Below are 24,892 nucleotides of genomic sequence, written 5' to 3'. Positions count from 1 at the left end.
CAATATAAAAGTTATACTAGTGGATTTATTAGACTTAAGGAATAAAATTGATGAGCTGGACAATCAGTTGCTCCATCTACTCAATGAACGAATGGAGGTCGTCAAAAAAGTAGGGGATCTGAAGCGCTCGTCGAATGCCATCATTTATAGGCCCGAGCGAGAAAAACAGATTTTGGACCGACTGGAAAGGAATAATAATGGGTTGCTGACACGCTCGGCGATAGATGCTATATTTTTTGAAATTTTTGCCGTATCACGAAATCTGGAATTGCCAGAGCGTGTAGCTTATTTGGGGCCCGAAGGTAGTTTTACGCATCAAGCGGCCGAAGGCCGATTCGGTGCCATGAGTGAGTATTTGGTACTTCCCAGCATCCATTCTGTATTCGAAAGTGTAGAAACTGGCAGGGCCAAGTTTGGAGTAGTACCTATAGAGAACAACCAAGAGGGGATTGTGGTGGAAACGGTAGACTACTTGAGGGAGAAAAATCTGACGATTGTGGCTGAGGTGCTATTGCCTATCCACTTTTCGTTCGTTTCTCAGGCCGACTCTCTGAAGGATATTAAGCGGATTTATTCGAAAGACATTGCATTTCGGCAATGTGGTAAATTTTTGAAGGAGTATATTTCTGATGAATCCGTGGAGATTATCCCGGTGGAGTCCACCTCGAAAGCGGCCAAAATAGCGGCCACGGAGCCGGATTCGGCGGCCATTTGTTCTTCCATTTCTGCACGAATTTTCGAGGTGCCCATGCTTTTCGAGAACATTGAAGATAGTGATCAGAATATAACGAGGTTTCTGATCCTGGCCAAGGATATTGTGAACGCCAAAAGTGAGGAGGACAAAACGACGATTATTGCCAATCTACCTAACACCAACAGGCCTGGTATTTTGTACGACTTTTTGAAAGACTTTAACGATAGGGGCGTCAACCTCACCAAAATCGAAAGTAGGCCAGTGCGTGGAGAAGCGTCGTTTAGAGCCTGGTTCCTGGTAGAGTTTATCGGTCACTACGATGATCCGGTCATTCAGGAAATTATTCAAAAGTACGGCACACACCTCAAATGGTTGGGTAGCTATGTGCGTGTTTCTTAGTAGGTTATAACAAAATCGCCCGAATGGTATCATTCGGGCGATTTTATTGTCAAGTAGGGCTTACCACCAGCGGTAAAATATCCCCACCGATACGTTTAGCGTCGAGGCATTGCCATCTATATAATCGTATTTGAAAGGTGTATTGGTATATTTGGCTCGCAGATCGGCTCCTACGGATCCATCAGGCTTGAAGAGGAACTTGGAACCTACTCCCACGCCATAAGTGGGCCTAATCTTCTGGTATTGATCCACCAAGTTCCCGTAATAGAGGCTATAATCGACCCGGCTGCCTCCACCACTCAGCTGAATGTAAGGTTGTATCCGGTCATTTTTATTGGCAAAATGGTAGTTCACAAATGCCTGAAAAGGTTGTAAAACGAGGGTGCGGGTTTGAACGGCCGATATGGTTTGGTCTTCGAATTCGTAAACGGCCCTAGGAATTCTTTTTTGGAGATTGGAAGATCCAATTTCCCCACCAATCGAAAGCCTGTTGGGGAGGACCCATTCGAGAGAGGCCGAAAAATTTTTGAAAGTAGCCTTGTCTATGTACTGGTCCGAGAGCTGCCCTATTGGGACAGCAGCCCCAAAACGGATGGTAGCGAGGCTATAATTGTACCTTTCGAATGGAGAAGGTAAGGTGTAAAGTTTAGGCTTATCTTGTGCCAACGAGGCGGTGGCTATGCAAAGGAAAGCCATTAATATTATATTTTTCATTGCTGTCATTTTATTGAAATATCGGGCCTTCAAGCTTAATTCTGTTTAAGGTACGGGGACTGAGAAAATAATGCATCGACCATCGTATTGATGAGTAGCGGGTTTTCTATATCATTCCCTTTAATTTGTGCATTCCACACGACAGGGAAACTTTTTTTGGTTGTGTCGGCATTTTTAAAATCCAACATATTAACCAGCCAATAATTTTCCTGAGTCTGGTAGTATTGGTAATAGCTCGGGTAGCCATAGCCGTATCCGTAGCCACCGTAGCCCCAATAAGATGAAATAGGAATACTGGCTACATTCAGATAAGTATCCGAAATCCAAGAGGCGGTAAGCCCTAGGTCTGGATTGTCATTGGGGCCCACGTAGGTATAGCCCAACGCTTTCATATTGGCAATAATGCCTTCGAGCATGTCCTTGTCTATGCTGGTAAGGGAATAGCCCTGCCGATTATTCTGAATGACCAGGATGGAATCGGCCACGCTAAAGGTCTTGTATTGAATAAAATCAACCGATTTGTCGCGGTTGGTATAATATACCAGCGACTCTTCGCTCGACAAATCGGCAACGGGATCGTCATTGCAGGAGCTCAGCAGTCCTGTGAAGAGTATTAAGGCAATAGAGATTATTTGGTTTTTCATGAGTTGTATGTTTTATCTATTTAACAACGAAAAAAATATTCGGAGATTTTATTTTAGTGGGTTCAATCCATAGATGGTGGGCTCTCCACACTTTATAGGGACAATTATGGAGCCAAAATGGTTGGATGCCCGAAGTACTTTCGCAGCATAAATTGCTTAATAAGTAAAAAGTAGGAACAAATATGCAGTTTAAAACAAAAAATGCTAAATTGACCACTTGCATTTGAATATAAATATGGAAACTAAAGAAGAAATATTAAGGATCATAGACTTACTTAACGATACCTATGAAAGTGAAGAAGTGTGGTTTGGGAACTCCTTGGTCGAAAGCCTAAGGGACGTTACACCAAAGCTTGCTGAAAGGCGACTGTCGACTAATACGCATTCCATCGCCGAGATCGTTTATCATCTTACTACCTGGAGGATTTTTGCGGTTCGTAAACTTCAAGGGGATAAAGAGTTCGATATTACCACCAAAGATAAGGATTGGAAGAAATTTCCGGTGGTCGATGACTTTGAGTGGGAAGCCTTGCAGATGGAGCTAAGTTTGTCGCAAGAAGAACTGATTACCGAGTTGCAAAAGCTCACCGACGATAGCTTTCTGGAAACTTATGTTCCTGGGCGGGATTACTCTTACCATACCTTGGTACATGGGGTGATGCATCATGATATTTATCATGGAGGGCAAATCGGCCTGATTAAAAAAGCATTAAAAACCATGCCCAATGAAGAGGATGAGTTGGACTCCTTCGGCGATGGTAATAAATATGGTGCCGATTCGGATTATTATTAGCATTAAAATACTATTAAAGGGCCATACCACTTAAGGATGGCTTTTTTTTGATCCAATAATGTCCCAATATTGGTGTCCAATCGAAGGGTTATTTTGTTGGTTTTTTCCTTCAAAATAGTGGTTACATTGGAGAGTTTTTTCGGAGTACGTCCCCAGCAAGTCAGCTATCGGTTGGGAATATTGCGTCGACGAGGTAAGATAAAAATGCTAAAACCAAGATCGAATATGAAATTATTAGTCGTTGAAGACGAGCCTAAATTGGGAGGGTTTCTCAAAAGAGGACTCGAAGAACAATCCTGGGAGGTAGAGCTCGCTTTTGATGGTCAATTGGGAAAAAAAATGGCCACTAATTATAAGTTTGACCTTATTATCCTGGATGTCAATTTACCCTTACTCAATGGATACGACCTTGCACGTCAGTTACGAAAGGACGGTCTCGCTACGCCGATTTTGTTCTTGACCGCCTTGGGGACTATAGAGGACAAGCTCGATGGCTTTGAAGCAGGAGCCGACGATTATCTGGTAAAACCCTTTGAGTTTAGGGAGTTAATTGCGCGAATCAAGGCCTTGGTGCAGCGCTCCAACGGTCGAGAACAAGGGGCTCAGGTATTGGCTCTGGCCGATCTGGAGTTGAACTTGGATGAAAAGGTGGCACGTCGGGCTGGTAACCGGATCGATCTTACGGCCAAGGAATTTGCCTTGCTGGAATACCTGATGCGTAATAGAGGTAGGGTGGTATCTCGGGTCGACATTGCCGAGCAGGTATGGGACATACGCTTCGATACAGGTACCAATGTAATTGATGTCTATATTAACTTTTTACGTAAAAAGGTAGATAAGGATTACCCTAACAAATTGATCCATACCGTGGTTGGTATGGGATATATTTTCAAAGAGGAATGAATATAAAGTCGAGGCTAACCTTACTTTTTACTATGCTGGTAGGGTCCATTATGGCCCTATTTTGCCTTTCGATTTACTTTTTTTACGATCAATACCGTGAGAAACAATTTTATTCGTTTCTCAATGAGCGCGGGCAAACCATCGCCCAATTGGTGGAGGGTGGGGGAGCCCTGACCAATGAGGAAATTGTAAAGATTGAGAAGGCCAATAATACCCTGCTTCTGGATGAAGAAATTACGGTATATAATGGTCAGGATTCAGTGATCTTTAGTAGTGGGAGCAGTGAATTCGATCTCCCCAAAAGCACCCTGGCAGAAGTGAGGGGAGGCACCGATGTCAAGACCAAAATTGGCAAAAAGGATGTCATCGTAATTAGGCATATCCTACAGAGCCAAAACAACCCCTGGGTGATCGTGGCTATGGCTCAGGATCTTCTGGGCCTTAACCAGCTACAGCGCTTGAGAGAAATACTGCTGATCGGCTGGCTGCTTTGCCTGGTGCTGGTGGCTGTGGCGGGCTGGCAGTTTGCTACCGACGCCATCCGACCCGTGTCCGACATCATAGAGCAAGTGAATAGAATATCGGCCGGGAACCTGCACCAAAAGGTATCGGTGGGCCGCGAAAAAGATGAGCTCGCCTTATTGGCAGAAACCTTTAATTCTATGCTCAATAGGCTTCAAATCGCCTTTGTGGCTCAGAAGAATTTTGTTTCTCACGCATCCCATGAACTTCGGACCCCCTTGGCGCTGATCATGACCGAAGTGGAAGTAACCCTAATGAAGCGGCGAGAAGTTGAAAATTACCAGGATGCACTAAAGGGGATCCTCGGGGAAGTCAAGGAGATGAATGAACTGGTGAATCGCCTGCTCGACCTAGCCCGCACCGAGGAAGAGGCTTTTAAAGTGACTTTTCAACGTATTCGAGTGGATGAGGTCCTTTGGCTAGCCAAATCGTTCGTTCAGCAGAGGCATCCCGACTATCAAGTAGAAATCTTGTACAGTGACATCCCCGATAACGAAGACCTGCTGATCAGGTATGGGGACGAAAGTCTGCTTCGTACGGCCTTTGTAAACCTGATGGACAATGCCTGCAAGTACAGCGACAATAAAAAAGTTAGAGTGGTGCTGAAGGTACCCGCCGAAGGGATTCTTATAACCTTCGAAGACCATGGTGCTGGTATGGACCCCGACGAACTTCCCTATATATTTGATACTTTTTATAGGAGTACCTCTACGATGGATAAGTCGGGTTTTGGTATAGGACTCGCCCTTACGAAGCGTATACTCATGATGCAAGGAGCGAGCATCGACGTCGACACAAAACTGGGAGAAGGAACCACATTTACCCTGCTATTCCCTTCTTTTTAACACGTTTTTAATTCTGGATTAATGGCAGTTTAACCCCTCAGTTGGTTCTTTGTTATATAAGTTATTGCTCTATGATAGCGAAGAGAGGGAGCGTAGATTGACGCCGTTTCGAGTCCCTATTTCCTCTTCTGATATTAATATAGCATATCAACGAAAGCCGATCGGGCCGGCGATTAAGATACGCAGGTTGGTTCTATTCCTTTGCTGATATATTTATTTGAAAATATAAAAAGTAACATTCAATTATTTGAATTGAGTTAGGTGAGTAGTAAGTAAAAATTGGTTTCCGGGCTTCTGGAAGCCGATTTTTGGTTTAGGGCTGGTCTGGATGACTGGTGCCTTCCAGGAAGAATTTTGGCATGGCCTCGGGCATGTTCTGTACGATGAACTCAATAAGTTTTTCGCGTACATGGCAGCGAAGATCGAAGGTGAGCGAGGAGTTGCGGGAGGACATGATAGCCCTTACCTCCATATACTGATCCTTGGTGTCGGTGACCTGAAGTGCCCAAACTTTGCCATCCCATAGGGGCGTCTCTTTAAGGATGATATGCAACTGATTGCGAAGGGTCGGGACGTCGGTCTTGAAGTGGAGTCTAAAGAAGGCTGTACCTATCAGGGCGCTATCATTTCGCGTCCAGTTTTGAAAGGGCTTGTCTACGAAATAGGTAATGGGCAATACCAGCCTGCGCATATCCCATATATTGACTACAACATAGGTCAGGTTTATTTCTTCAATACGGCCCCATTCGCCTTCTACGATGACGACATCATCGATTTTGATAGGCTGTGTAAAGGCAATCTGAATACCCGCAAGTAAGTTGGCCAAAGATTTTTGAGCGGCAAAACCGATAATTACAGACACTATTCCTGCAGAAGTCAGTATACCGACTCCATATTGTCGAACACTCTCAAAGCTCATTAATAGTACCGATATCCCTATGATAATCATAATGATGACAACCATCCGCTTAATAAACTTGATTTTGGTGAATAACCTACGTGCATGCAGGTTATCTTCATTTTCAAAATCGAGCTTCTGAATGAGGTATTTTTCAATGATGATTACAATACGGATGGCCAGCCAGGTGCTAACGGCTATCAGAGCTACTTTGCTAAGGGCATGTAGAATTTGATAATCGGTATTCACCAGGGCGTATGCCTTGGTGACAGCGGTTTCGATAGCTAAAGGAATAAAAAAATAAAGGACATTGGTTAGGTTTCGTTGAATGACCCTTATCAAGGGCCAGTCCTTCCTGTTGGCAGTAACCTTTATGGCTTTTATCAGACTGTAGCTGATCACCAAGCCTATCATTAGGGCCAGTAGTATTCCCAGCCAGGGGCTGTTTTTATAATTCAGTAGTTCTATTACTTCATTCATTGTCTATAATCTCCTTTAATCGCGCCACCAAAATACCGGAATGTTTGGGTACCGACGAGGTATACTCTGCCAGTGGTACTTTGGATAGTATCACTTTTTTTTCGGTGGAGGAGGCATGTAGTAAATAAGCCCGGTTACCGATTTTGGTAATTAACCCCATATGGTTACAATCCAGGCCGTCTATCGTCGAGGTAAAAGCGACGATATCGCCATTTTTTAAGGAAGCTTCCGCTCTTTTAATGTCGTTTTTGGGGATATAATAATGCTTTCTAGTATTGATAATTGCCTCCTGGCTTTTTACTTTTTTCCACACTTCCGATGGGGCCAAGGCAGGGTATAAGTTGGCATGGTTGCTCATAAAGTTTATCTCCTTCTTAAAGGGGACACCGCCAAGTCGCTCGGTAATGTCTTCGAGCCGTCCACGGTTCTCATTTTCGTAAAGCCAATCGAGTACATAATGAAGGCGGGAAGCATAGCCTTCAATGACGCCTTTGCGGTATCGTAGATTCCTTAATTCCCTCTTATAGTCATCTAAGCTTTTATTTTGTTCCTTAGCCACCACCAAGGCTATGGTGGATTCGACCAAGGTGGTACAGTCGAGGCCGTCGAGCTTACAGACCAGCCTTTCTGTTTTGTTTGTTTCCAGGGTTTGTGCCATATAGGGAACTCCCAAGAAGGATTCGGCCATCCGGAGCACTTCCAAGCCTATGTCCCCGGTGTTGGGCAGGTCCATCTTTTTTTCAAATTGTTGCTGAATCTCGTTCTGTGCCACCGCGGTGGAGGCCAAAAGAAAAATAGACAAGAGGGTCGACCATCTTCCTGCATAAGGAAGGGTCAGATAATTTATTCGATTCATTTTACTTATTTTATAGCCTTATAAAACCAAAGTTCATCTCCGATAACCCACATGAATACGCCTCTTCAGGACGGCCAATAGGATCATGAGTACTCATGCTGAGGAAGAGTAATCAATACCTATGGCCAAGGTCCTCACCGTATTCTCCACACCACTATAAAAGCTTGCCAAGGAAAGCTGGTAATTACTGTTTTTTTCTTTCAATCATGAAAATGCATACCTGCAAAGGCTGAAGCTTGAGGTCAATACCCTCCTCAATGATGCCTGTGGCCTCTATGCGCTCACTTTTTCCTTCATTTCGAAATATAGGCTGTAAAGTATAATGCTCCGGTTGGTCCAGTCCCATTACCTCGTGCCAAGCGTGATAAGGTATTTTTACCGATGTTTGAAAGGTTTGTTGTCGGTCAAAATTAAAAATTAATAGGAGTTTTTGATGATCAGTATGCCGTAAAAAGGAGTATAGTCTGGATCCATCATAGTTTCGACTTTGCCCGTTAATATTGACGTACTGAAGGTCGTAAAAGGCTCCCGAATGAATCGCTTCTTGAGAGGTAATCAGCTGGTTCAATTCTGCGTAAAATGCTCGTAGCTCCTTGGTGCCTTTCTTCATTTTTCGAAGGTTGAACTGGCCACCGTTAATCCATTCCTGCATTTCGGGGATTCCCCAATAGTCAAATATAGTGCTTCGGCCGTCGTGTCCCTGAAATCCTTCGGCTATTTGGGGGTTAACACCCAGCTCCTGGCCTGCATATAGCATAAATGGGCCGGTATGCATCGTGGCACTTAGTGTAATAGCGGGCACGGCTATCCAGGGGTCGCCAGCAAAAAATTCGGAGGCAATTCGCTGCTCGTCATGGTTCTCTAAGAACCGAAGCATATGCTCCGAGATATCTCCCGATTCCTGCTGCCAGATACGCGTTAGGTCATTGGCATCCCCACGCCCTTCCATAAGGGGTCTTAGGGTGTTGTAAAGGCCTACCTTGTCGTATAAATAGTCGAAATGTCCTTGAGCAATATACTGATGGTATAAGGAAGGGTTATAGATTTCGGCAATAAATAGTATATTGGGATTCAACTCCTTGATTTGCGGTATCACCCAGCCCCAGAACTCCACGGGAACCATTTCTGCCATGTCGCAGCGAAAGCCATCGACTCCTTTGGAGGTCCAATAGGCGAGGATTTCATACATTTTATGCCAAGTGGATGGTATGGGGTCGAAGTGAGTACTGCGATGATTCAGGTAGTCGACGCCATAGTTCAGTTTGACCGTCTCATACCAGTCATAAGCACTGGGTTGAGCACTAAATACATCGTTCCCAGTGGCTTTGGCCGGTACTTCATGATAAGGATGCTGTACTTCTACGAGGGGTTCGGGGCCCTCTGGCACGATGAATTCCTTGTTAGGAATATAGTAGAAGTTGTTTTGAGGGTGGAATCCTTGGGTCACGTCGTCGTTTTCGCCAAAGTCCTTTACGCCCTTGGGGCGGGCCGTGGACCGATAGGAGCGAGCCACATGGTTGGGGACAAAATCGATGATCACCTGCAGATTTTGTTGGTGTGTCCGCTCGACGAGATCCTCAAATTCTTGCATTCTGTTTTCAATATTTTCGGCCAAATCAGGATCTACGTCATAATAGTCTCGAATGGCATAGGGCGATCCGGCTTTTCCTTTTACGATGAGGGGGTGGTCGGCAGGGAGGCCATGGGCACTATAATCGGTAAGGCTTGCATGGGCTATAACCCCGGTATACCATACATGGGTTATCCCGAATTTTTGCAGGGATTTTAGCGCAGCATGGTTGATATCGTTGAACTTACCCGAACCGTTTACTGCTAGGTCCCCAGAATATTGGTTGGTTGTGTTTTGATTGCTGAATATACGTGTGAATATTTGGTATATTATAAACTTATCTTTATTTCTTAGGGTCATGGTATGAGTATAATTTACTGTTTAAGGCCTAATGGCGATGGTTTGCGCCAAAAATAAAAAGACATTATTCCGATATTGCCAAAGGAATATTAATATATGTTGTTCTTTCACTATTTTGCAAGATATTAAAATTGAAATGATATGTCTGCACTACAAGCTTGCCTTTTTGATCTCGATGGAGTTATTGTCGATACTGCCCAGTACCATTATATCGCTTGGCGAGAGCTGGCCCAGCGTTATGGATTCGATTTGACCTTAGAACAGAATGAACTTTTGAAAGGGATAGGTCGTATGGAAAGCCTCGACATCATACTGAAACTGGGGGAGGTAGACCTGCCGATGGAGGAAAGGGTGGTTCAGGCCACGATAAAAAATGAAAGATATCTGGAATTATGTCAGCAGATCGTTCCTTCGGATGCATTACCCGGAGTGCACGATTTTCTTAAGGAATTACAAGATAACGATATAAAAATAGGGCTGGGTTCGGCCAGTAAAAATGCCCCCTTGATACTGGAACGTCTACAGATGACCCCCGTTTTTGAAGCCCTAATAGACGGCAATCGGGTGACCAAAGGGAAGCCAGACCCACAGGTGTTCTTATTAGGGGCTCAAGAACTTGGTGTGGACCCGGCAGCTACCATCGTGTTTGAGGACGCATTGGCAGGGGTGCAAGCAGGGAATGCCGCAGGGATGAAAACCGTTGGAATAGGACAAGTGGATGTGCTTAGTGAGGCAGATATGGTGCTTCCTGGTTTCGAAGCATTGCAACTTGCTTCTTTAACCGAAGCATTGGGATTTGAACGTATTAGGAGGTAAAATGACATTGAAAACCATAGAAAAATGAAGAACTATATCACGCAAGATGAATGGTGTATTGTGGAAGATGGTTTCCATGAAGCTCATAATGAGATTTCGGAAAGTCTGATGAGCCTAGGAAATGGGCGCATGGGACAAAGAGGGAATTTTGAAGAAGCCTATTCAGGCAAGACCCTATTGGGTAATTATGTGGCAGGGGTCTATTTCCCCGATAAGACTCGGGTAGGCTGGTGGAAAAACGGTTACCCTGATTATTTTGCCAAAGTACTAAACGCCTGTAACTGGGTGGGGATCGACGTCAAAATAGGGGAGGAGACTTTAGATCTTCATAAAGGAATGATAGAAGATTTCCGTAGAGTACTCCATATGAAGGAGGGTATCCTCGAGCGTACGGCTACGGTGGTCATGTCGGAAGGGCGTCGGATAAGGATCAGCTCCAGCCGGTTTTGCAGCATGGCCGACGACCGTGCCGCCGCCATACGGTACAGTGTTACCCCGCTCAACTTCAATGGGCCTATCACCGTCACTCCCTATTTGGACGGTAATGTGTTTAACCGGGATTCCAACTACGACGAATCTTTCTGGAATGAACTCCATCGAGAAACCAGCTTTTCTGAAGGGTATTTGGTGATGGAAACCAAGCCCAACCCCTACGGAGTAGAGCAGTTTAAGGTCGCTACTGGGATGCGCTTCGATGTCAAAGTCAATGAGTTGAAGAAGGATTATCAAGCCTTGCCTATTCGAAATGAAAAGTACGTAGCCGGGACCGTGACTATGGAGGTACAAGAGGGCCAGGAGCTGATAGTCTATAAATATGCCGTTAATCTGTCGACTACTACTGGTGAGGTAGCGTTGCTACGCGACCAAGCTAAGGCATATCTGGATCGGGTATATGAAAAAGGATTTGAGCAGATGCGTGCCGAACATATACAGGCTTGGGCAGAGAAATGGGAGCGAAACGATATCATTATAGAAGGTGATATAGCCGCTCAGCAAGGAATTCGCTTCAATATTTTTCATCTGCAGCAAACGTATACCGGCGAAGATGAAACCCTTAATATAGGGCCTAAGGGCTTCACGGGTGAAAAATATGGAGGTAGCACCTATTGGGATACAGAAGCCTATTGTATTCCATTCTACCTGGCTACTTCCGATAGTAAGGTGGCTAGAAACCTCCTTGTTTACCGTTATAAGCATCTTGAAAAAGCCATAGAGAATGCTCAAAAATTAGGCTTTGACAATGGGGCTGCGCTGTACCCCATGGTGACCATGAATGGTGAAGAATGTCATAACGAGTGGGAGATCACCTTCGAAGAGATTCATAGGAACGGGGCCATAGCCTTTGCGATTTATGACTACACCCGTTACACAGGCGACGAATCCTACGTGAATGAACTGGGGGTAGAGGTCTTAATTGGGATTTCTCGCTTTTGGAAACAAAGGGTTCATTGGTCCACTCAGCAAGAGAAGTATGTAATGCTGGGCGTAACCGGTCCCAATGAGTACGAGAACAACGTCAATAATAACTGGTATACCAATTACATTGCCGTTTGGACCCTAAAATACACGTTAACGGTCATTAATAAGCTTTGGGAAACGAATAGCAGCCGGCTGAATGAAGTAATTTTTAAAACCAATTTTGACCTGAATGGCGAAATGGGCGATTGGCGGCATATTGTAGACCATATGTATTTTCCTTACGATGAACATCGCCGGGTGTTTTTACAACAGCAAGGATTTTTGGATAAAGAACTGCTCCATGTCAACGATATAGCAGAGCATAGGCCTATCAACCAAAAATGGTCCTGGGATCGTATTTTAAGGTCCTGCTTTATCAAACAAGCCGATGTGCTCCAAGGTATATATTTGTTCGAAGAGGATTTTCAGGAAGACGAGATTCGTAGGAATTTTGAATTTTATGAGCCCATGACCGTCCATGAGTCCTCCCTGTCTCCATGTGTGCACTCCATCTTGGCGGCTAGGCTAGGACTTAAAGAAAAGGCCTATGAAATGTACCTGAGAACGGCACGCCTCGACCTCGACGACTATAATAATGATACGGAAGATGGCCTGCACATCACGTCCATGGCTGGGACTTGGATGAGCGTTGTAAAGGGCTTTGCTGGCCAGAGGACCCAGGACGGCTTATTGCTGCTACAGCCCTATATCCCTGAGCAGTGGGAAGCTTACACCTTTAGGATCGGTTATCGGGGCAGCCTTTTGTCGGTACGAGTGACTAAGGCGGCCGTATCGGTCCAAAATATTTCTGAAGTCGACCTTAGTCTTTTGTTGTATGGTCAAAGACTCTTCGTCGGCGCAGGGAAGACCGAAACTGTTGAATTATAATATAAATCTCCTACCCATAGTACTTCATAAAATAAGTACTATGGGTACGGAGTCGATATTGTTTTGCATCTCTCTATCCTTTTTAATCTGTAGAGGTTCGGCCTAAAGGTTTCTAAGGGTCTAGACTTCAATTATATCGGATCTGGTACGTTTACGGGATTGCGTTACGTTGATTATATCTTGCAAATTATTTACGTGTTGCACGCTAACTTATTATTCATGATCTGAAACAGGCAGCCCGGTAGAATAGGATTTGAATACTAGACCGTAATAGGAATGATATTTTAGATGCATTTTCACCATTGGCAAGGGGTCTGTCAGCGATAAGCTAGTTAATCGTTTTTTGGGGAAATCTGGCCGCTCAATGCCGACAGCCAACAGCAATACCTAATCGTCCCGATAAGTTTACTCCAATATAACTTTAGTGGTATTGATACTGCCGAGTCTGTGGATTTCTAATAAGCTCTAACAACCGAATGTCTAATAATTGTTTATAAATGTTTAAATTGTAGTGTTTATAAATTTTTAGATAAGATGAGTGGTAGAATTTTTAGTAGTTTATTGGTTGTGTTATGGGTGACGGCTGTTCAGGCCCAGATTCCCAACAAGTTGAGTAACAGCGAAGTTGCCGAAGGTTGGAAGTTGCTTTTTAATGGGTCCAGTTTGAAGGGGTGGCATGTGTATGGAGGAGGAGTGCCAGGGAAGGACTGGCAGGTAGAAACGGGTGCTTTGAAATTGTCGGTCCCGGTAAGGGCGGGTAATAAGGCGCCAAACGGCGGAGACTTAGTTACCGATCAAATTATAAAAGGCGATTTCGAATTTAAGGCGGAGTGGAAGGTGGAGAAATATACCAATAGTGGCATATTTTTCTTTGTTAAGGAAGAAAAACGCTACCCCAAAGTTTACACTACTGGCCTAGAACTACAGGTACTCGACGATCAGATTTATGATGGAGCCAAGGAGAACACCCATAGGGCCGGTGATTTCTTTAGCGTGGCCAATGCCCGTTTGAGGGAGATCAACCCGGTGGGGGAATGGAATAGCATTCATTTTATACTCAAAAATGACAAGCTAACGGTCTATCAAAATGGGTTTATGATACAAGAGCATCGGTTGAGTAGCCCGGAATGGAAACAGAAAATGGCCAATAGTAAAATTAATCAGGCGCCCATTGCCAAAGGAGATTTTACAGGAAGAATAGGCTTGCAAGATTGGGGGAGTACCGTGTGGTTTAGAAATATTAAATGGAAGCCAATCGTCTCTAAATAAGTAGTTTGAGTTTTTCTGATTAGAGAACAGGATTATTTTGGGGTCGTTTAGTTAAAGGTTTTGAATTGTCAGCATAACCATGTAGGTTCGCAATAGAGAGTAGCGCCCTAAACAAAAATGAACAAAAGGACTCCATCTGATTATTCCTTTATTTGGCTATTGCTTGCTTGTTTTTGGACAGGCTTGCGAGGGTATGCCCAAAACTTCGATGATTGTAATTCTGGTTTAAAAGAAATATTGCCGTTGTTTAACCAGTCTTTTGAAGAAAATAACCCGGCGCTTTTAAGGTCGGTCGATTATCAGAAGAAACTTCGGCAGCTAAAAGCCCATTATAATAAATACCACCAGGCCCAATACAACCCTTCCGATTCCATTGCCAGGCTGAACAATGAAGCGCTACTACTGGCCTTGAGTGGGAATTTTCATAAATCGTACCGGATTTTGAAAGGCTTAGACCTGTCGAACCAATCGGACGACCTTCGCTACAATCGGGGGCTGGTAGCCATGCTAGCAGGGGAGTATAAACGATCCAGAGAGGATCTTCAAAAAGTGCCCAGCAGGCCCCATTTAGACCTTAATATGCTGTATGGCTATGGACGTGAGCAGGCTTATGAGGCCGCTAATAATTATGCGCAATCGGTAAATTATGGGAGGAAGGCAGCCAAGTGGCATTATAATAAGGGGCTATTGGCCCATCTTAATGGCGAAAAGGCAGAGGCTGTCGATGAGCTTTCCCTAGCGATTCGATCCAAAGATGAACTGGCTGCATACCGGCTACTTCGTGGAGATTTGTATATGGATTTGAACCAAGAGAAAAGTGCCGTGAAGGATTTTGAAAAGGTGGCCCGACGCTTCCATAAAGCCCAAATCCGTTATGCCAATTCCTTATTGTCTTTAAATGAATTCTCTAAGGCCAAAGAGGTATTTGAAGCGTACATTCAAAGTGGCCACAGAGGTTTTAGAGCCAGTGCTTATTTAGGTCTGGCTCATGCTTTTTACGGGAAAAACCAATTGGAAATGGCCATGCGCTATTATCGGCTAGCGGCTTCCTCTATGCGTGAAACCCCTGCTTTGCTTTGTGGAATAGCAAATGTTCATCTGGCCAAACACGAGTATGACTTCGCCTTTAATTTGTTCGATAGGGCGCTAAAGCTGGATGATACCTATGGAATGGCTTATTTGGGAAGGGCGGTGTCCAATTATGGCAGGAAGCGCTATCAGAGGGCTATGGACGATTTTGAAAGTGGGAGCGACGCCTTGGATGACAATAACCCCCAGCAGGCCGACCTGTTTGTGACCAAAGGCTATACCGCTCAGCAGTTAGGACGCTTGGAGCTGGCCGAAAAGTCGTTTTTAACGGCTTTGGCCTTGGATCCAAATCGATACGAAGCTATGGCTGGGATGAGTAATAACCTAATTGCCCAAAAACAATATAGTAGGGCCGGTCAGTATTTGGCCAAGGCCTTAGGGCTAGAAAAAAACTATAGTGAAATGTGGAGCAATTATGGGAACTTGCTCATCCATTTCGATATGTTTACCAAGGCGTATCAGGTTTTTAGAAAGGCAGTAACCTTAAAGCCCGAAAACATTAACGCTCAGAATGGCTGGGGCGTAGTATTGCTAGAGGACGATCAACTGGACAAATCTATGGCCCTATTCGATAGTTTGCTCGGGGAACGCCCTGACTTACCCTTTTTGTTGAATAACCATGGAATCGTACAGTCTTATCTTGGCAACCGTCACGAGCAGAAACGCGAAGTGAACCTAGCCAATATAAGATATGACGGGGCATTTGCTGATTTTAAAAATGCCATGGCTGCAGCACCAAGCCGAAAATTGTATAATGTAAATCAAGGCAATGTATATAAATACTGGGAACAATATGATGAGGCCAAGCTTAGCTATCAGAATTACCAGGACAAGAGTGCTTTGAATAATACCGCTGTGATGTATGCAGGCAGACAGATGGTCAAAGATGCCCGTTATTACTTGGGGGTGGCTATTCAGTTGGACTCCCTTCACCGCGTATTTCAATATAATATGAACGTGCTTTTGAAAGGGAAACAAGAGGAAATGATGAAATTGGTGGCCTCGGCTGGTGATGATGGTCCTTATTCTGATATTGGTATTAAATATAGTCGGGATGGTTTTGTGACCATTTTTTTATACGATTACACCTTCGATACTCTTACATTTCCAGGGCGTCATTATATGCCTTTACCTCCTGAGCATTATAGAGAGGAATATTTTATCCCTGAGTTTGATTTTAAAATGGAGCCTTATGCTCCCCAAGAGGAAGAGTCGAAATCAAGGAAACGAACCAAGTACCGCTCCCAGAAGGTGAAAATGCCCGGGAAACGTGCCAGTTCTGGCACTAGGTGCCCTGTTTTCTGGTGACGCTCGGATTCAGGTCTTACCTAATCGTTGGGTATTTCTTTCTACGATTTGAGTAAAAAAAGTAGAGGTGTGGTGGATAACGAACCTTTTCTAGGAATTGCTGGCGATAATTTTGATAACGGCATTGAAGCTGATAGGCTTATCCAAAAAGAAGTCGGCACCCAAGTGTAGGGCTTCATCTCTTAGGTTGGTCATGGCACTCATCATCACTACTTTGACGGGGTCAGGCGATGGGGTCGATTTAAGATGAACAATTTCGTTGATGCCTTTACCATCGGGAAGGTTATTGTCCAGAAAAATCCAATCAGGCTTCAGGTTACTTACAATATGTTTTCCTTCCGATAAGGTGTGTGCAATTTTAATCACGGCGGCGGATGAGTCGGTTTGAAATTGTTTTATAAGGAAGTTGCGCATTAGTGTACTCAAGTCCTTTTCATCCTCAATTATCACAATTTTCATAGGGCATCTTCTAGATTATATTTGTATATTCAGAGAGGAGGGGTTGGTAGTTTATGGTTACCTATTTCAAAATGAGGAAAAAGGCCTTAAATACAAACTAGCAAGAACCTTGCCAAGGGATACGCCATTTTGGTGATTGTGTTGCGTTATATCATGATTACTGTGGAAAGTTATCCCAATAATTCATCATTTTGGCTAAAATATAGGATATGCAGAATAAATAATGGTGTCTAATTGTCAGTAATTGAGTATATTATAGTTTTCGTTGGGAGGTTGGAATGCTTTTTTAATCTTTCCATTCGATTTTCACCAAATTAACAAATATTAGTATGAAAAATAGCAAAGCATTGATTGGCATAATTTCCGCAGCAGTAGTAGGAGCCGTTATAGGGATGTTGTGTGCGCCAGAGGATGGCGACAAAACCCGTAAAAAACTGAAAAAGAAAACCAACGACCTGGCCTCCGAACTATTGGATGCTTTAGAGAAAAGCAAGGCCAAGGCCATGGAGAAAGTGGACGAGCTAAAGTCTAAAGGGGAAGCCTATGTGCATAAGACTGAGAAGTCGGCCGAGGATTTGAAAAGTGTTAAGCAGGATGTCGAAATGCTATAAATCCCTGATAAAGTAGAGCACCCCATAACGACAGCTATGAGGCGTATTGATAACGCCATCCATTGTAGATCGATTATGGGGTGTTTTGATTAAATGGATATTCACTTAATATATGCACTATGTCTGAAAATAATAAAACTCCTGCAGCTTCCTATGTGAAGGATTTATTAACTGCAGGCCCGTCCAATAGCGTCCTTCAGGGACTCGAATTAAGCGTTAGTACCATATTGGGAAAGACCTTACTCCGTCGGTTACCCACACCGCTCAACTATGCGGTGCCTTTTGTGGTAGAGAAATTGATTGCCAAGCATGCCGTCCCGCAAGGTAGGGATCTGCTCATTCAAGCACTGCGATGGGTCAAAAGGGCTACAGCCGATCCGGTTAGAGGCTATTAACATTTTATTCTTGAGTCCATTATTCCAATAGTCGTATAATTTTAGTACCTTTGCAGCCTATTTATTATTCGGGACGAGATCCCAACATAACATTTCAAAACAATGGCAGTTAAAATTAGACTAGCGCGTCGGGGACGCAAAAAGAAGGCGATTTATGATATAGTTGTCGCTGATGCCAGAGCACCACGGGATGGTCGCTTTATTGAAAAATTGGGTAGCTATAACCCAGGTACAAATCCATCAACTATTGTATTGGAATCTGCTAAGGCAGTGGATTGGTTGTTGAAAGGTGCACAACCTACCGATACTACTCGCTCTATTTTGCAACACGAAGGTGTAATGTTTCGTAAGCATTTGCAAGTAGGGGTGATCAAAGGAGCCATCACTCAAGAAGTGGCCGATGCGCGCTTTGAAGAATGGAGTGTATCCAAAACAGACCGTAAAGCTACTGCAGCTGGATCTTTGGCAGACAAACTTAAAGCAGATAAAGATGCTAAGTTGGATGCAGAACGTAAGGTAAACCAGAATCGTGCAGAAGCGATCGCGAAGAAAAATGCACCTCCGGTAGTAGAAGAAGTAGTAGAAGAGCCAGCAGCTGAAGCCACAGAAGATGAGGCACAAGTTGAAGCTCCTGCTGACGAAACGCCAGAAACTCCTGCAGCTGAATAAGAAATTATAGAATTTAGGAGAAATATGAGTCTGCGGTCCTCCGTCAGGCTCATATTTGTTTAAAGTGAATGGTAAGCAAGATGTTTCTTGCGTCATATAATGCCAACTTAGGCAAAAAGGGATAGGTTTAAAAAATTTGGATTGCCGTGAATCAAGATAATTGTTTTTTACTAGGCTACATTGTTCGTACCCACGGAATGGCCGGGAATTTGGTGTTCTTTCTCGATGTGGACGACCCGTCCGATTATGAGGATTTGGAGACGGTTTTTGTGGAATTGAAAGGGGAATTGGTTCCCTACTTTATCGAAGATCTGAACCTTCAAAAGCAGAGTAACGCCATTGTAACTTTTGAGGATGTGGATACTATAGAAAAAGCGCAAGCCTTGGTAGGAGCATCCTTGTACTTGCCTATCGATCATTTGCAATCCCTAGACGACGATCAGTTTTACTATCACGAGATTAAGGGCTATCAGGTGAGCGATCAAGAACTGGGTGCTTTGGGAGTGGTAGAAGAAGTGTACTCCTTGAACGGTCAGGATCTGATCAATATGAAGTATAAAGGTGCCGAAGTCCTTATTCCTACGGCCAACGATATTGTTTTGAAAGCCGATAAATCTCAAAAGATCCTTTTTGTGAACCTACCCGAAGGGCTTTTAGACGTATATTTAGATACTGAATCAGAAAACATTGCCGACGATGCGGATTGATATTATTACCTGTGTACCCGACCTGCTGCATAGTTTTTTTTCGCATTCCATTCTAAAACGTGCCCAACAGGCTGGCCATGCCGAGATTGTAGTCCATGATCTGCGGCAGTATTCCACCAACAAACACCGCACCATCGACGACTATGCGTTTGGCGGGGGGGCAGGGATGGTCATGCAAGTGGAGCCTATAGCACGTTGTATACGCGACCTGCAATCCCGGCACGAGTACGATGAGGTGATATACCTGACGCCAGATGGGGAGCGCCTTAATCAGGGAATAGTGAACCAGTTGTCGCTCAAAGGGAATCTTATCATGCTTTGTGGCCATTATAAAGGGGTAGATCAACGGGTACGTGATCTGTTCGTCACCAGAGAGTTAAGTATTGGTGATTATGTGCTTTCGGGCGGTGAGCTCGGAGCAGCCGTTTTGGTCGACTCCATCGTGAGGCTTATTCCTGGGGTGCTCAACGATGAAACGTCAGCACTTACCGATTCTTTTCAAGACAACCTGCTCGCCCCACCGGTTTACTCAAGGCCGGCCGATTTTGAAGGGAGTAAAGTGCCCGATATCTTGTTGTCGGGGCATGAAGCAAAGATAGAAGATTGGCGCTATGAGCAGGCTTTGATCCGAACGCGCACACGACGCCCGGACCTGCTCGATTGAGTGTTGAACTAAGCCTTAGAAGTCCAAATTACAGTTAATCCATTCGCTATCGAAATTGGTGCCGTATTTCCGGTAAAAACCGACGGCAGAGGTGTTCCAGTCCAATACTTGCCACATCATTCCGCTGCATGCACTAGCCTTAGCTGCCTGAATAGTGGCATCGAATAGTACTTTGCCGATACCGCTTCCCCGCATAGATTCGGTCACGATGATGTCTTCAAGATATAGTCTCTTGCCTTTCCAGGTAGAGTAGCGATAATAGTACAGCGAAAGCCCAACGATGGTACCATCCACTTCTGCCACGAAAAAATCGAAGAGTTTATCCTCGTAATCTTGACGCATTTTTTCTTCAGTATTACTTACTTGGTCTAGGGCCCGTTCGTATAGGGCCAATTCTTTGACCAGTTCTAGTACTGCTGGTATATCACTTTCCTTACCTTGTCGTGTTGATATTTGCATTCTTATAGTCGCTACTCTTAATGATTAATGAAAATACAATTTACTATATTTTACTGATATTGGACAAAGGTTTCCCATTTATCGATGATGTTCTGAAAGCTTTCGGGCAGTTCGGTATCAAATTGCACCCATTGCTTGCTGCTAGGGTGGATAAAGCCTAACGATTTGGCATGTAACGCCTGTCCTGAAATCATCCCAAAGCAGTTTTGTACCATGGTTTTATAAGTGCCGTTGGCTATTCCCTTCACGATGCGGTCGCCTCCGTAGCTGGGATCATTAAAAATAGGGTGGCCTATGTGCTGCATATGGGCTCTTATCTGATGCGTGCGTCCTGTCTCTAAATTACATTTCACCAAGGATATATAACGCAAGGGCCGCAGGACTTCATAATGCGTAACCGCATGCTTTCCCTGGCTACCATCGGTATATACCGACATCACCCGGCGATCGCGTGCACTCCGTCCGATATGCCCCGTTATAGTGCCTTTCTCTTCGTCAGGAACGCCCCAGACGATCGCCTGATAGGTGCGTTCAATACTGTGATCGAAAAACTGCTTGGCAAGGAAACTCATTGCAAACTCCGTTTTGGCGATCACCAATAGCCCCGAGGTGTCTTTATCGATACGATGTACCAGTCCGGGACGTCCTTCGCCATTCCGACCAGTCGGGAGATTGTTAAAATGATATACCAGGGCGTTGATGAGGGTTCCTGTCCAGTTACCATGCGCAGGGTGTACCACCATTCCGGTAGGTTTGTTGACGATCAGCAGCACATCATCTTCATATATGATGTCCAGTGGGATGTTTTCGGGGAGGATGTCCGTATCCCTCGGTGGCTCGGGTAGCGACAAGGTAATAACATCCAGGGGCTTTACTTTATAGCTGGCCTTGCTGGGGATGTCATTTACTTTTACTGCCTCGGCTTCAATTCCATTTTGTATTTTTGTTCGAGAAGCATTGGCTACATGATGGCTCAGGTATCTGTCTAGCCGGATAGGGGTTTGTCCCTTATCGACTACGATTCTGTAGTGTTCAAATAGATCGTCTTCCTCGGAAGGTATTTCTTGTAAGTCAATAGACATTCGGTAGATATAAGGAATGATAGGCTTTCATACAGCCCTTGTGCTGGGGTATTCAGACTACAAAAATATTAAAAATTGTGAAATTACTTGCAACTACCTTACCCAGTCCTCTGCAGAGACTCACGGATTCGGTGACGAAAACGGCTGAAGTTGAGCTATATATAAAGCGCGACGACCTGATACATCCTTTGGTTTCGGGAAATAAATGGCGCAAATTAAAGTATGCCTTACAAGAGGCTAACGAAAGGGATGTGAAAACCATCCTGACCTTTGGTGGAGCTTTTTCCAACCATCTGTTCGCCTTGTCGGCCGCTGGTAAGCTCTTGGGCTTTCGTACCATAGGGGTCGTCAGAGGGGAGGAACTCGAAGATAAAGAGCGCTCTTCTACACTCGCCTTTTGCGAAGCGCAGGGTATGGAGCTGGTTTTTGTGACTCGCCAGGAATACAAGCAACGGGCTGAACGCCCCTTCTTAGATGAACTGTGCCAGCGTTTCGATTCACCGATGATCATTGCTGAAGGGGGTACCGGACCACTGGCCTTGCAAGGAGTAGCAGAGCTAACGGGAGAAGTGCGGGAGCAACTCGGCCGGCGCCCCGACTACTATGCACTAGCTTCCGGTACTGGCGGTACTGCGGCGGGAATCCTGTCGGCGGGTGCTTCGGTACTGTCTTTTCCAGTACTAAAGGGCGGGGGGTTTTTGGAAAAAGATATTTTAGATTTGGCTGGGGAGCTATCTCCAGATGTCTCCCTAAGCCTGTTTACTGATTTTCACTTTGGTGGCTATGGTCGTTGGAATACCGAGTTGCTCGAGTTTATAGATTGGTTCCACAGGGAGCATCACATTCAGCTGGAGCAAATATATACTGGAAAAATGATGTATGGACTATATCAGTTGCTGGAGCGTGGTTATTTTAAACCAGGCTCCAGCATTGTGACCATCCATACCGGTGGACTGCAAGGCCTGCTCAGTAGTCGTCGATAGCAAGGGACGAATTCGATTCTGCTTTTGGTTCTTTCTGTTTGAAGAATTCCCTAATAAGTTCCTTGTCTCCAGCTATCCAAAGAACGTCTTCATACTCGATAATCATATTAGAATCGGGGTTAAGGATGCGTTCCCCATTTCGCTCTAGGCCTACGATCATACAATGAATCATCTCCCTTATTTTGCTATTTCGTATGGTTTTACCAAGTAGTTTGGAGTCCAATTGGATCTCTACTTTTTCGAGGACGATCATATCGTCTGAATTAAGAAACATATGATCGATGGTATTGATCTCGATATGTCCTTTAAATTCTTCCAATTGTGCATCGGTTCCTATCACCTCGATACGGTCGCAGGGATAAAGGACTTCTGTAGGCTTAGGGAGGCGAATGGTCTTGCTTCCTCGTTCTATCAATACGACGTTGATGCCAAATTTCTCCCGTATTTTTAGCTCCTGAAGCGACTTTCCTATGAATGTGGAGTCGGCACTTACTTCCAGAAAGGCAAAGTGAGCGTCCCAAGGTAGTAAAAGTCGCTTGGACTTGCCGCTTCCCTCGAGTTTCCTTGCGTTGAGGTTTTGGACAAACCTTTCTTCTATCTTCACGTAAAAGTTTTGTAAGCGTTGGTAGAAAATAATGATGGCAAGGGCCATAACAACCCCCGCAACTAGTAAGGCGGTAGGTGTAGCGAAGAAGGAGCTTAACAAGAATCCCATCAACAAAATGGCTATCAATACCCTCGACAATTCAAGTAAGATCAAAGGTCCCCGGCTAAAGCGCCGGTTGAGCCAAATGGATGAGTAGGCCTTACGATTATTTCTTTTAAATACCAATGCCCATAGGAAGGGGGCCGTAAGCATGAAGGTAATAATGGCTAAAGCCGAATTGGTCAAGTTGGTGCTCGGAATGCGGGTATATACCTGTGGGGCTATTTGTCGAGAGCAGATCAGGGTGATGCCTATCACCACCACGGTATTGATGATGACCGTCTGTGCATACGACTTCATGACCAAGTTCCAGTGGGTAGTTTGGACAATTTTTTCTGTTCCGCTGCTATAGCGATTCAGATATGTTTTCCATTTCTCGGGTAAGTTAATGTTAAGCCATTCATAAAATGGCTCTGCAGCACGCATCAAATAGGGGGTTGTAAAGGTGGTGATCACCGACACCCCTACTGCTATGGGGTAAAGGAAGTCGCTGGTTACGTTGAGGGATACCCCGAGTGTGGCAATAATAAAAGAAAACTCACCGATCTGAGAGAGGCTCATGCCCGCTTGTAGGGAAGTCTTAAGGGGCTGCCCCGAAATAAGTGCACCGGTGCTTACAAAAATTACCTTTCCGAATATGACCACAAAAACCAATATAGCGGTCGGGACGGCATATTCCATGAGCAAGCTCGGGTTGATCAGCATCCCAACAGAGATAAAGAATATAGCTCCGAATAGATCTTTTACGGGTTTTAGCAGGTGTTCTATTTTTTCGGCATGCGTGGTTTCAGCGAGTATAGATCCCATGATAAAGGCGCCTAGAGCGGCCGAAAAACCCGCCTTAGTCACCAATAGCACCATACCGAAACACAGGGCGATGGAGGTGATCAGTACGCTTTCGTCGTTCATCAGGTTGCGGTAGCGCCGCAATAGGGTAGGGAATATAAAGATCCCACCTAGGAACCAGAAGGTAAGGAAGAAGAATAATTTAAGGATCGATTCTAGGAGCTCGTAACCCGCAAACTGCTGACTGATAGAGAGTGTAGATAGCAATACCATCAATAATACCGCTGCCAGATCTTCGATGATTAAGACTCCAAATACCATCCGAGTGAATTTTTGAGTCTTTAGGCCCAGTTCGTCGAAGGCCCTAAAAATAATGGTTGTAGAGGAGATAGCGATGATACCTCCCAGGAAAAGGCTGTCGATTTTGGTCCAGCCCAAAAACTGCCCTGCGGCGAAGCCGATTCCAAGCATCATCGTCACCTCAAATAACCCTGTAATGGCCGCCGTGTTGCCGACTTTAACGAGCTTCTTAAAGCTAAATTCTAGTCCGAGGTTAAATAACAAAAAGATGACTCCTATCTCCGCCCATATTTCAATGGTTTTGATATCGGTAATGGTGGGGAATATGGATATATTGGGACCTACCAGTAGGCCTGCGAGAATATACCCGAGCACGACGGGTTGGTTTAATTTCTTGAATATAAGGGTTATTATACCCGCTATGGCTAGGATAAGCGACAGGTCGACTATCAACTGTGGAACGTGAGACATGCAAAATTTTAGTTTACCAATTATTCTTGGCCAATAAAATACAAAAAGCCTTTGACGAATCAAAGGCTCTTGTTTATAACTTTTTTATCGGTGT

Annotated in this window: 23 protein-coding genes; 14 read left to right on the top strand and 9 right to left on the bottom strand. The window is 44.6% G+C overall.

Features of this window, described 5'->3' with window-relative positions:
* The first annotated feature begins 19 nt into the window (after positions 1 to 19).
* Positions 20 to 1,093, top strand: coding sequence for a prephenate dehydratase (gene pheA, locus CLV98_RS04820; protein WP_109673548.1), 1,074 nt, complete (start codon positions 20 to 22; stop codon positions 1,091 to 1,093).
* 60 nt (positions 1,094 to 1,153) lie between these two features.
* Here pheA and CLV98_RS04815 read toward each other — a convergent pair whose 3' ends face one another.
* Positions 1,154 to 1,807, bottom strand: a complete 654-nt coding sequence (locus tag CLV98_RS04815; protein WP_109673547.1) for an outer membrane beta-barrel protein — start codon at positions 1,805 to 1,807, stop codon at positions 1,154 to 1,156.
* A 35-nt stretch (positions 1,808 to 1,842) separates the two neighbouring features.
* Complete coding sequence (locus CLV98_RS04810) at positions 1,843 to 2,451, bottom strand: DUF4136 domain-containing protein (RefSeq protein ID WP_109673186.1); 609 nt, start codon at positions 2,449 to 2,451, stop codon at positions 1,843 to 1,845.
* Between the two features lie 235 nt (positions 2,452 to 2,686).
* On the opposite strand from CLV98_RS04810, the gene CLV98_RS04805 reads away from it, so the two are divergent.
* The 3 genes from CLV98_RS04805 (at position 2,687) to CLV98_RS04795 (ending at position 5,514) form a co-directional block, all read left to right on the top strand.
* Positions 2,687 to 3,244 (top strand): DinB family protein, encoded by a 558-nt coding sequence (locus CLV98_RS04805; protein ID WP_109673185.1) that lies wholly within the window; start codon positions 2,687 to 2,689, stop codon positions 3,242 to 3,244.
* A gap of 225 nt (positions 3,245 to 3,469) precedes the next feature.
* On the top strand, positions 3,470 to 4,147 hold the full coding sequence (locus tag CLV98_RS04800; protein WP_109673184.1) for a response regulator: 678 nt from the start codon (positions 3,470 to 3,472) through the stop codon (positions 4,145 to 4,147).
* Positions 4,144 to 5,514, top strand: coding sequence for a sensor histidine kinase (locus CLV98_RS04795; RefSeq protein WP_109673183.1), 1,371 nt, complete (start codon positions 4,144 to 4,146; stop codon positions 5,512 to 5,514). Before CLV98_RS04800 ends, CLV98_RS04795 begins: the two co-directional genes overlap by 4 nt.
* 313 nt (positions 5,515 to 5,827) lie before the next feature.
* Here the strand turns inward: CLV98_RS04795 and CLV98_RS04790 are convergent, their stop codons facing one another.
* The 3 genes from CLV98_RS04790 to CLV98_RS04780 all read right to left on the bottom strand — a co-directional run bounded on the left by CLV98_RS04790 (position 5,828) and on the right by CLV98_RS04780 (position 9,678).
* Positions 5,828 to 6,892 (bottom strand): mechanosensitive ion channel family protein, encoded by a 1,065-nt coding sequence (locus CLV98_RS04790; RefSeq protein WP_109673182.1) that lies wholly within the window; start codon positions 6,890 to 6,892, stop codon positions 5,828 to 5,830.
* Entirely contained in the window at positions 6,885 to 7,748 is an 864-nt protein-coding gene (locus CLV98_RS04785; RefSeq protein WP_109673181.1) for an N-acetylmuramoyl-L-alanine amidase-like domain-containing protein, read from the bottom strand. Before CLV98_RS04785 ends, CLV98_RS04790 begins: the two co-directional genes overlap by 8 nt.
* 184 nt (positions 7,749 to 7,932) lie before the next feature.
* Positions 7,933 to 9,678 carry an alpha-amylase family protein gene (locus CLV98_RS04780; protein ID WP_109673180.1) on the bottom strand — a complete coding sequence of 582 codons (1,746 nt, stop codon included), beginning with the start codon at positions 9,676 to 9,678 and terminating at the stop codon, positions 7,933 to 7,935.
* A 141-nt stretch (positions 9,679 to 9,819) separates the two neighbouring features.
* Here CLV98_RS04780 and pgmB point away from each other — a divergent pair, with 141 nt between their 5' ends.
* The 4 genes from pgmB (at position 9,820) to CLV98_RS04760 (ending at position 16,506) form a co-directional block, all read left to right on the top strand.
* Entirely contained in the window at positions 9,820 to 10,494 is a 675-nt protein-coding gene (gene pgmB, locus CLV98_RS04775; RefSeq protein WP_109673179.1) for a beta-phosphoglucomutase, read from the top strand.
* Positions 10,495 to 10,518: 24 nt separating this feature from the next.
* The gene (locus CLV98_RS04770) at positions 10,519 to 12,840 is read left to right on the top strand and encodes a glycoside hydrolase family 65 protein (RefSeq protein WP_109673178.1); all 2,322 of its coding nucleotides are present in this window, start codon (positions 10,519 to 10,521) and stop codon (positions 12,838 to 12,840) included.
* Positions 12,841 to 13,374: 534 nt separating this feature from the next.
* Positions 13,375 to 14,109, top strand: coding sequence for a 3-keto-disaccharide hydrolase (locus CLV98_RS04765; RefSeq protein WP_109673177.1), 735 nt, complete (start codon positions 13,375 to 13,377; stop codon positions 14,107 to 14,109).
* A gap of 117 nt (positions 14,110 to 14,226) precedes the next feature.
* Positions 14,227 to 16,506: a tetratricopeptide repeat protein gene (locus CLV98_RS04760; RefSeq protein ID WP_109673176.1), complete on the top strand. Its 2,280-nt coding sequence runs from the start codon at positions 14,227 to 14,229 to the stop codon at positions 16,504 to 16,506.
* Between the two features lie 90 nt (positions 16,507 to 16,596).
* Here the strand turns inward: CLV98_RS04760 and CLV98_RS04755 are convergent, their stop codons facing one another.
* Positions 16,597 to 16,965: a response regulator gene (locus tag CLV98_RS04755; RefSeq protein WP_109673175.1), complete on the bottom strand. Its 369-nt coding sequence runs from the start codon at positions 16,963 to 16,965 to the stop codon at positions 16,597 to 16,599.
* 329 nt (positions 16,966 to 17,294) lie between these two features.
* Between CLV98_RS04755 and CLV98_RS04750 the strand changes: the two genes are divergently transcribed.
* From CLV98_RS04750 to trmD, 5 genes are all read left to right on the top strand, one after another.
* A complete protein-coding gene (locus CLV98_RS04750) occupies positions 17,295 to 17,576 on the top strand; it encodes a YtxH domain-containing protein (RefSeq protein ID WP_109673174.1) in 282 nt (93 codons plus the stop codon).
* Positions 17,577 to 17,695: 119 nt separating this feature from the next.
* The gene (locus CLV98_RS04745; RefSeq protein ID WP_109673173.1) at positions 17,696 to 17,971 is read left to right on the top strand and encodes a hypothetical protein; all 276 of its coding nucleotides are present in this window, start codon (positions 17,696 to 17,698) and stop codon (positions 17,969 to 17,971) included.
* Positions 17,972 to 18,073: 102 nt separating this feature from the next.
* Complete coding sequence (locus tag CLV98_RS04740; RefSeq protein ID WP_109673172.1) at positions 18,074 to 18,640, top strand: 30S ribosomal protein S16; 567 nt, start codon at positions 18,074 to 18,076, stop codon at positions 18,638 to 18,640.
* 146 nt (positions 18,641 to 18,786) lie between these two features.
* On the top strand, positions 18,787 to 19,347 hold the full coding sequence (rimM, locus tag CLV98_RS04735; RefSeq protein WP_109673171.1) for a ribosome maturation factor RimM: 561 nt from the start codon (positions 18,787 to 18,789) through the stop codon (positions 19,345 to 19,347).
* Positions 19,337 to 20,011, top strand: a complete 675-nt coding sequence (trmD, locus tag CLV98_RS04730; RefSeq protein ID WP_109673170.1) for a tRNA (guanosine(37)-N1)-methyltransferase TrmD — start codon at positions 19,337 to 19,339, stop codon at positions 20,009 to 20,011. The genes rimM and trmD overlap by 11 nt, the downstream gene beginning before the upstream one ends.
* A gap of 15 nt (positions 20,012 to 20,026) precedes the next feature.
* Here trmD and CLV98_RS04725 read toward each other — a convergent pair whose 3' ends face one another.
* Both CLV98_RS04725 and CLV98_RS04720 read right to left on the bottom strand, forming a co-directional pair.
* The gene (locus CLV98_RS04725) at positions 20,027 to 20,470 is read right to left on the bottom strand and encodes a GNAT family N-acetyltransferase (protein ID WP_109673169.1); all 444 of its coding nucleotides are present in this window, start codon (positions 20,468 to 20,470) and stop codon (positions 20,027 to 20,029) included.
* A gap of 50 nt (positions 20,471 to 20,520) precedes the next feature.
* On the bottom strand, positions 20,521 to 21,552 hold the full coding sequence (locus tag CLV98_RS04720; RefSeq protein ID WP_109673168.1) for an RluA family pseudouridine synthase: 1,032 nt from the start codon (positions 21,550 to 21,552) through the stop codon (positions 20,521 to 20,523).
* 77 nt (positions 21,553 to 21,629) lie between these two features.
* On the opposite strand from CLV98_RS04720, the gene CLV98_RS04715 reads away from it, so the two are divergent.
* The gene (locus CLV98_RS04715; RefSeq protein ID WP_109673546.1) at positions 21,630 to 22,535 is read left to right on the top strand and encodes a 1-aminocyclopropane-1-carboxylate deaminase/D-cysteine desulfhydrase; all 906 of its coding nucleotides are present in this window, start codon (positions 21,630 to 21,632) and stop codon (positions 22,533 to 22,535) included.
* On the opposite strand, the gene CLV98_RS04710 is transcribed toward CLV98_RS04715, so the two are convergent.
* Entirely contained in the window at positions 22,519 to 24,798 is a 2,280-nt protein-coding gene (locus CLV98_RS04710) for a monovalent cation:proton antiporter family protein (protein WP_109673167.1), read from the bottom strand. The genes CLV98_RS04715 and CLV98_RS04710 overlap by 17 nt on opposite strands.
* Positions 24,799 to 24,892 lie beyond the last annotated feature (94 nt).

Source organism: Dyadobacter jejuensis, from assembly GCF_003149085.1.
GTDB classification, from domain to species: Bacteria; Bacteroidota; Bacteroidia; order Cytophagales; family Spirosomataceae; genus Dyadobacter; species Dyadobacter jejuensis.
This window is presented reverse-complemented; position numbering and strand designations above follow the sequence as displayed.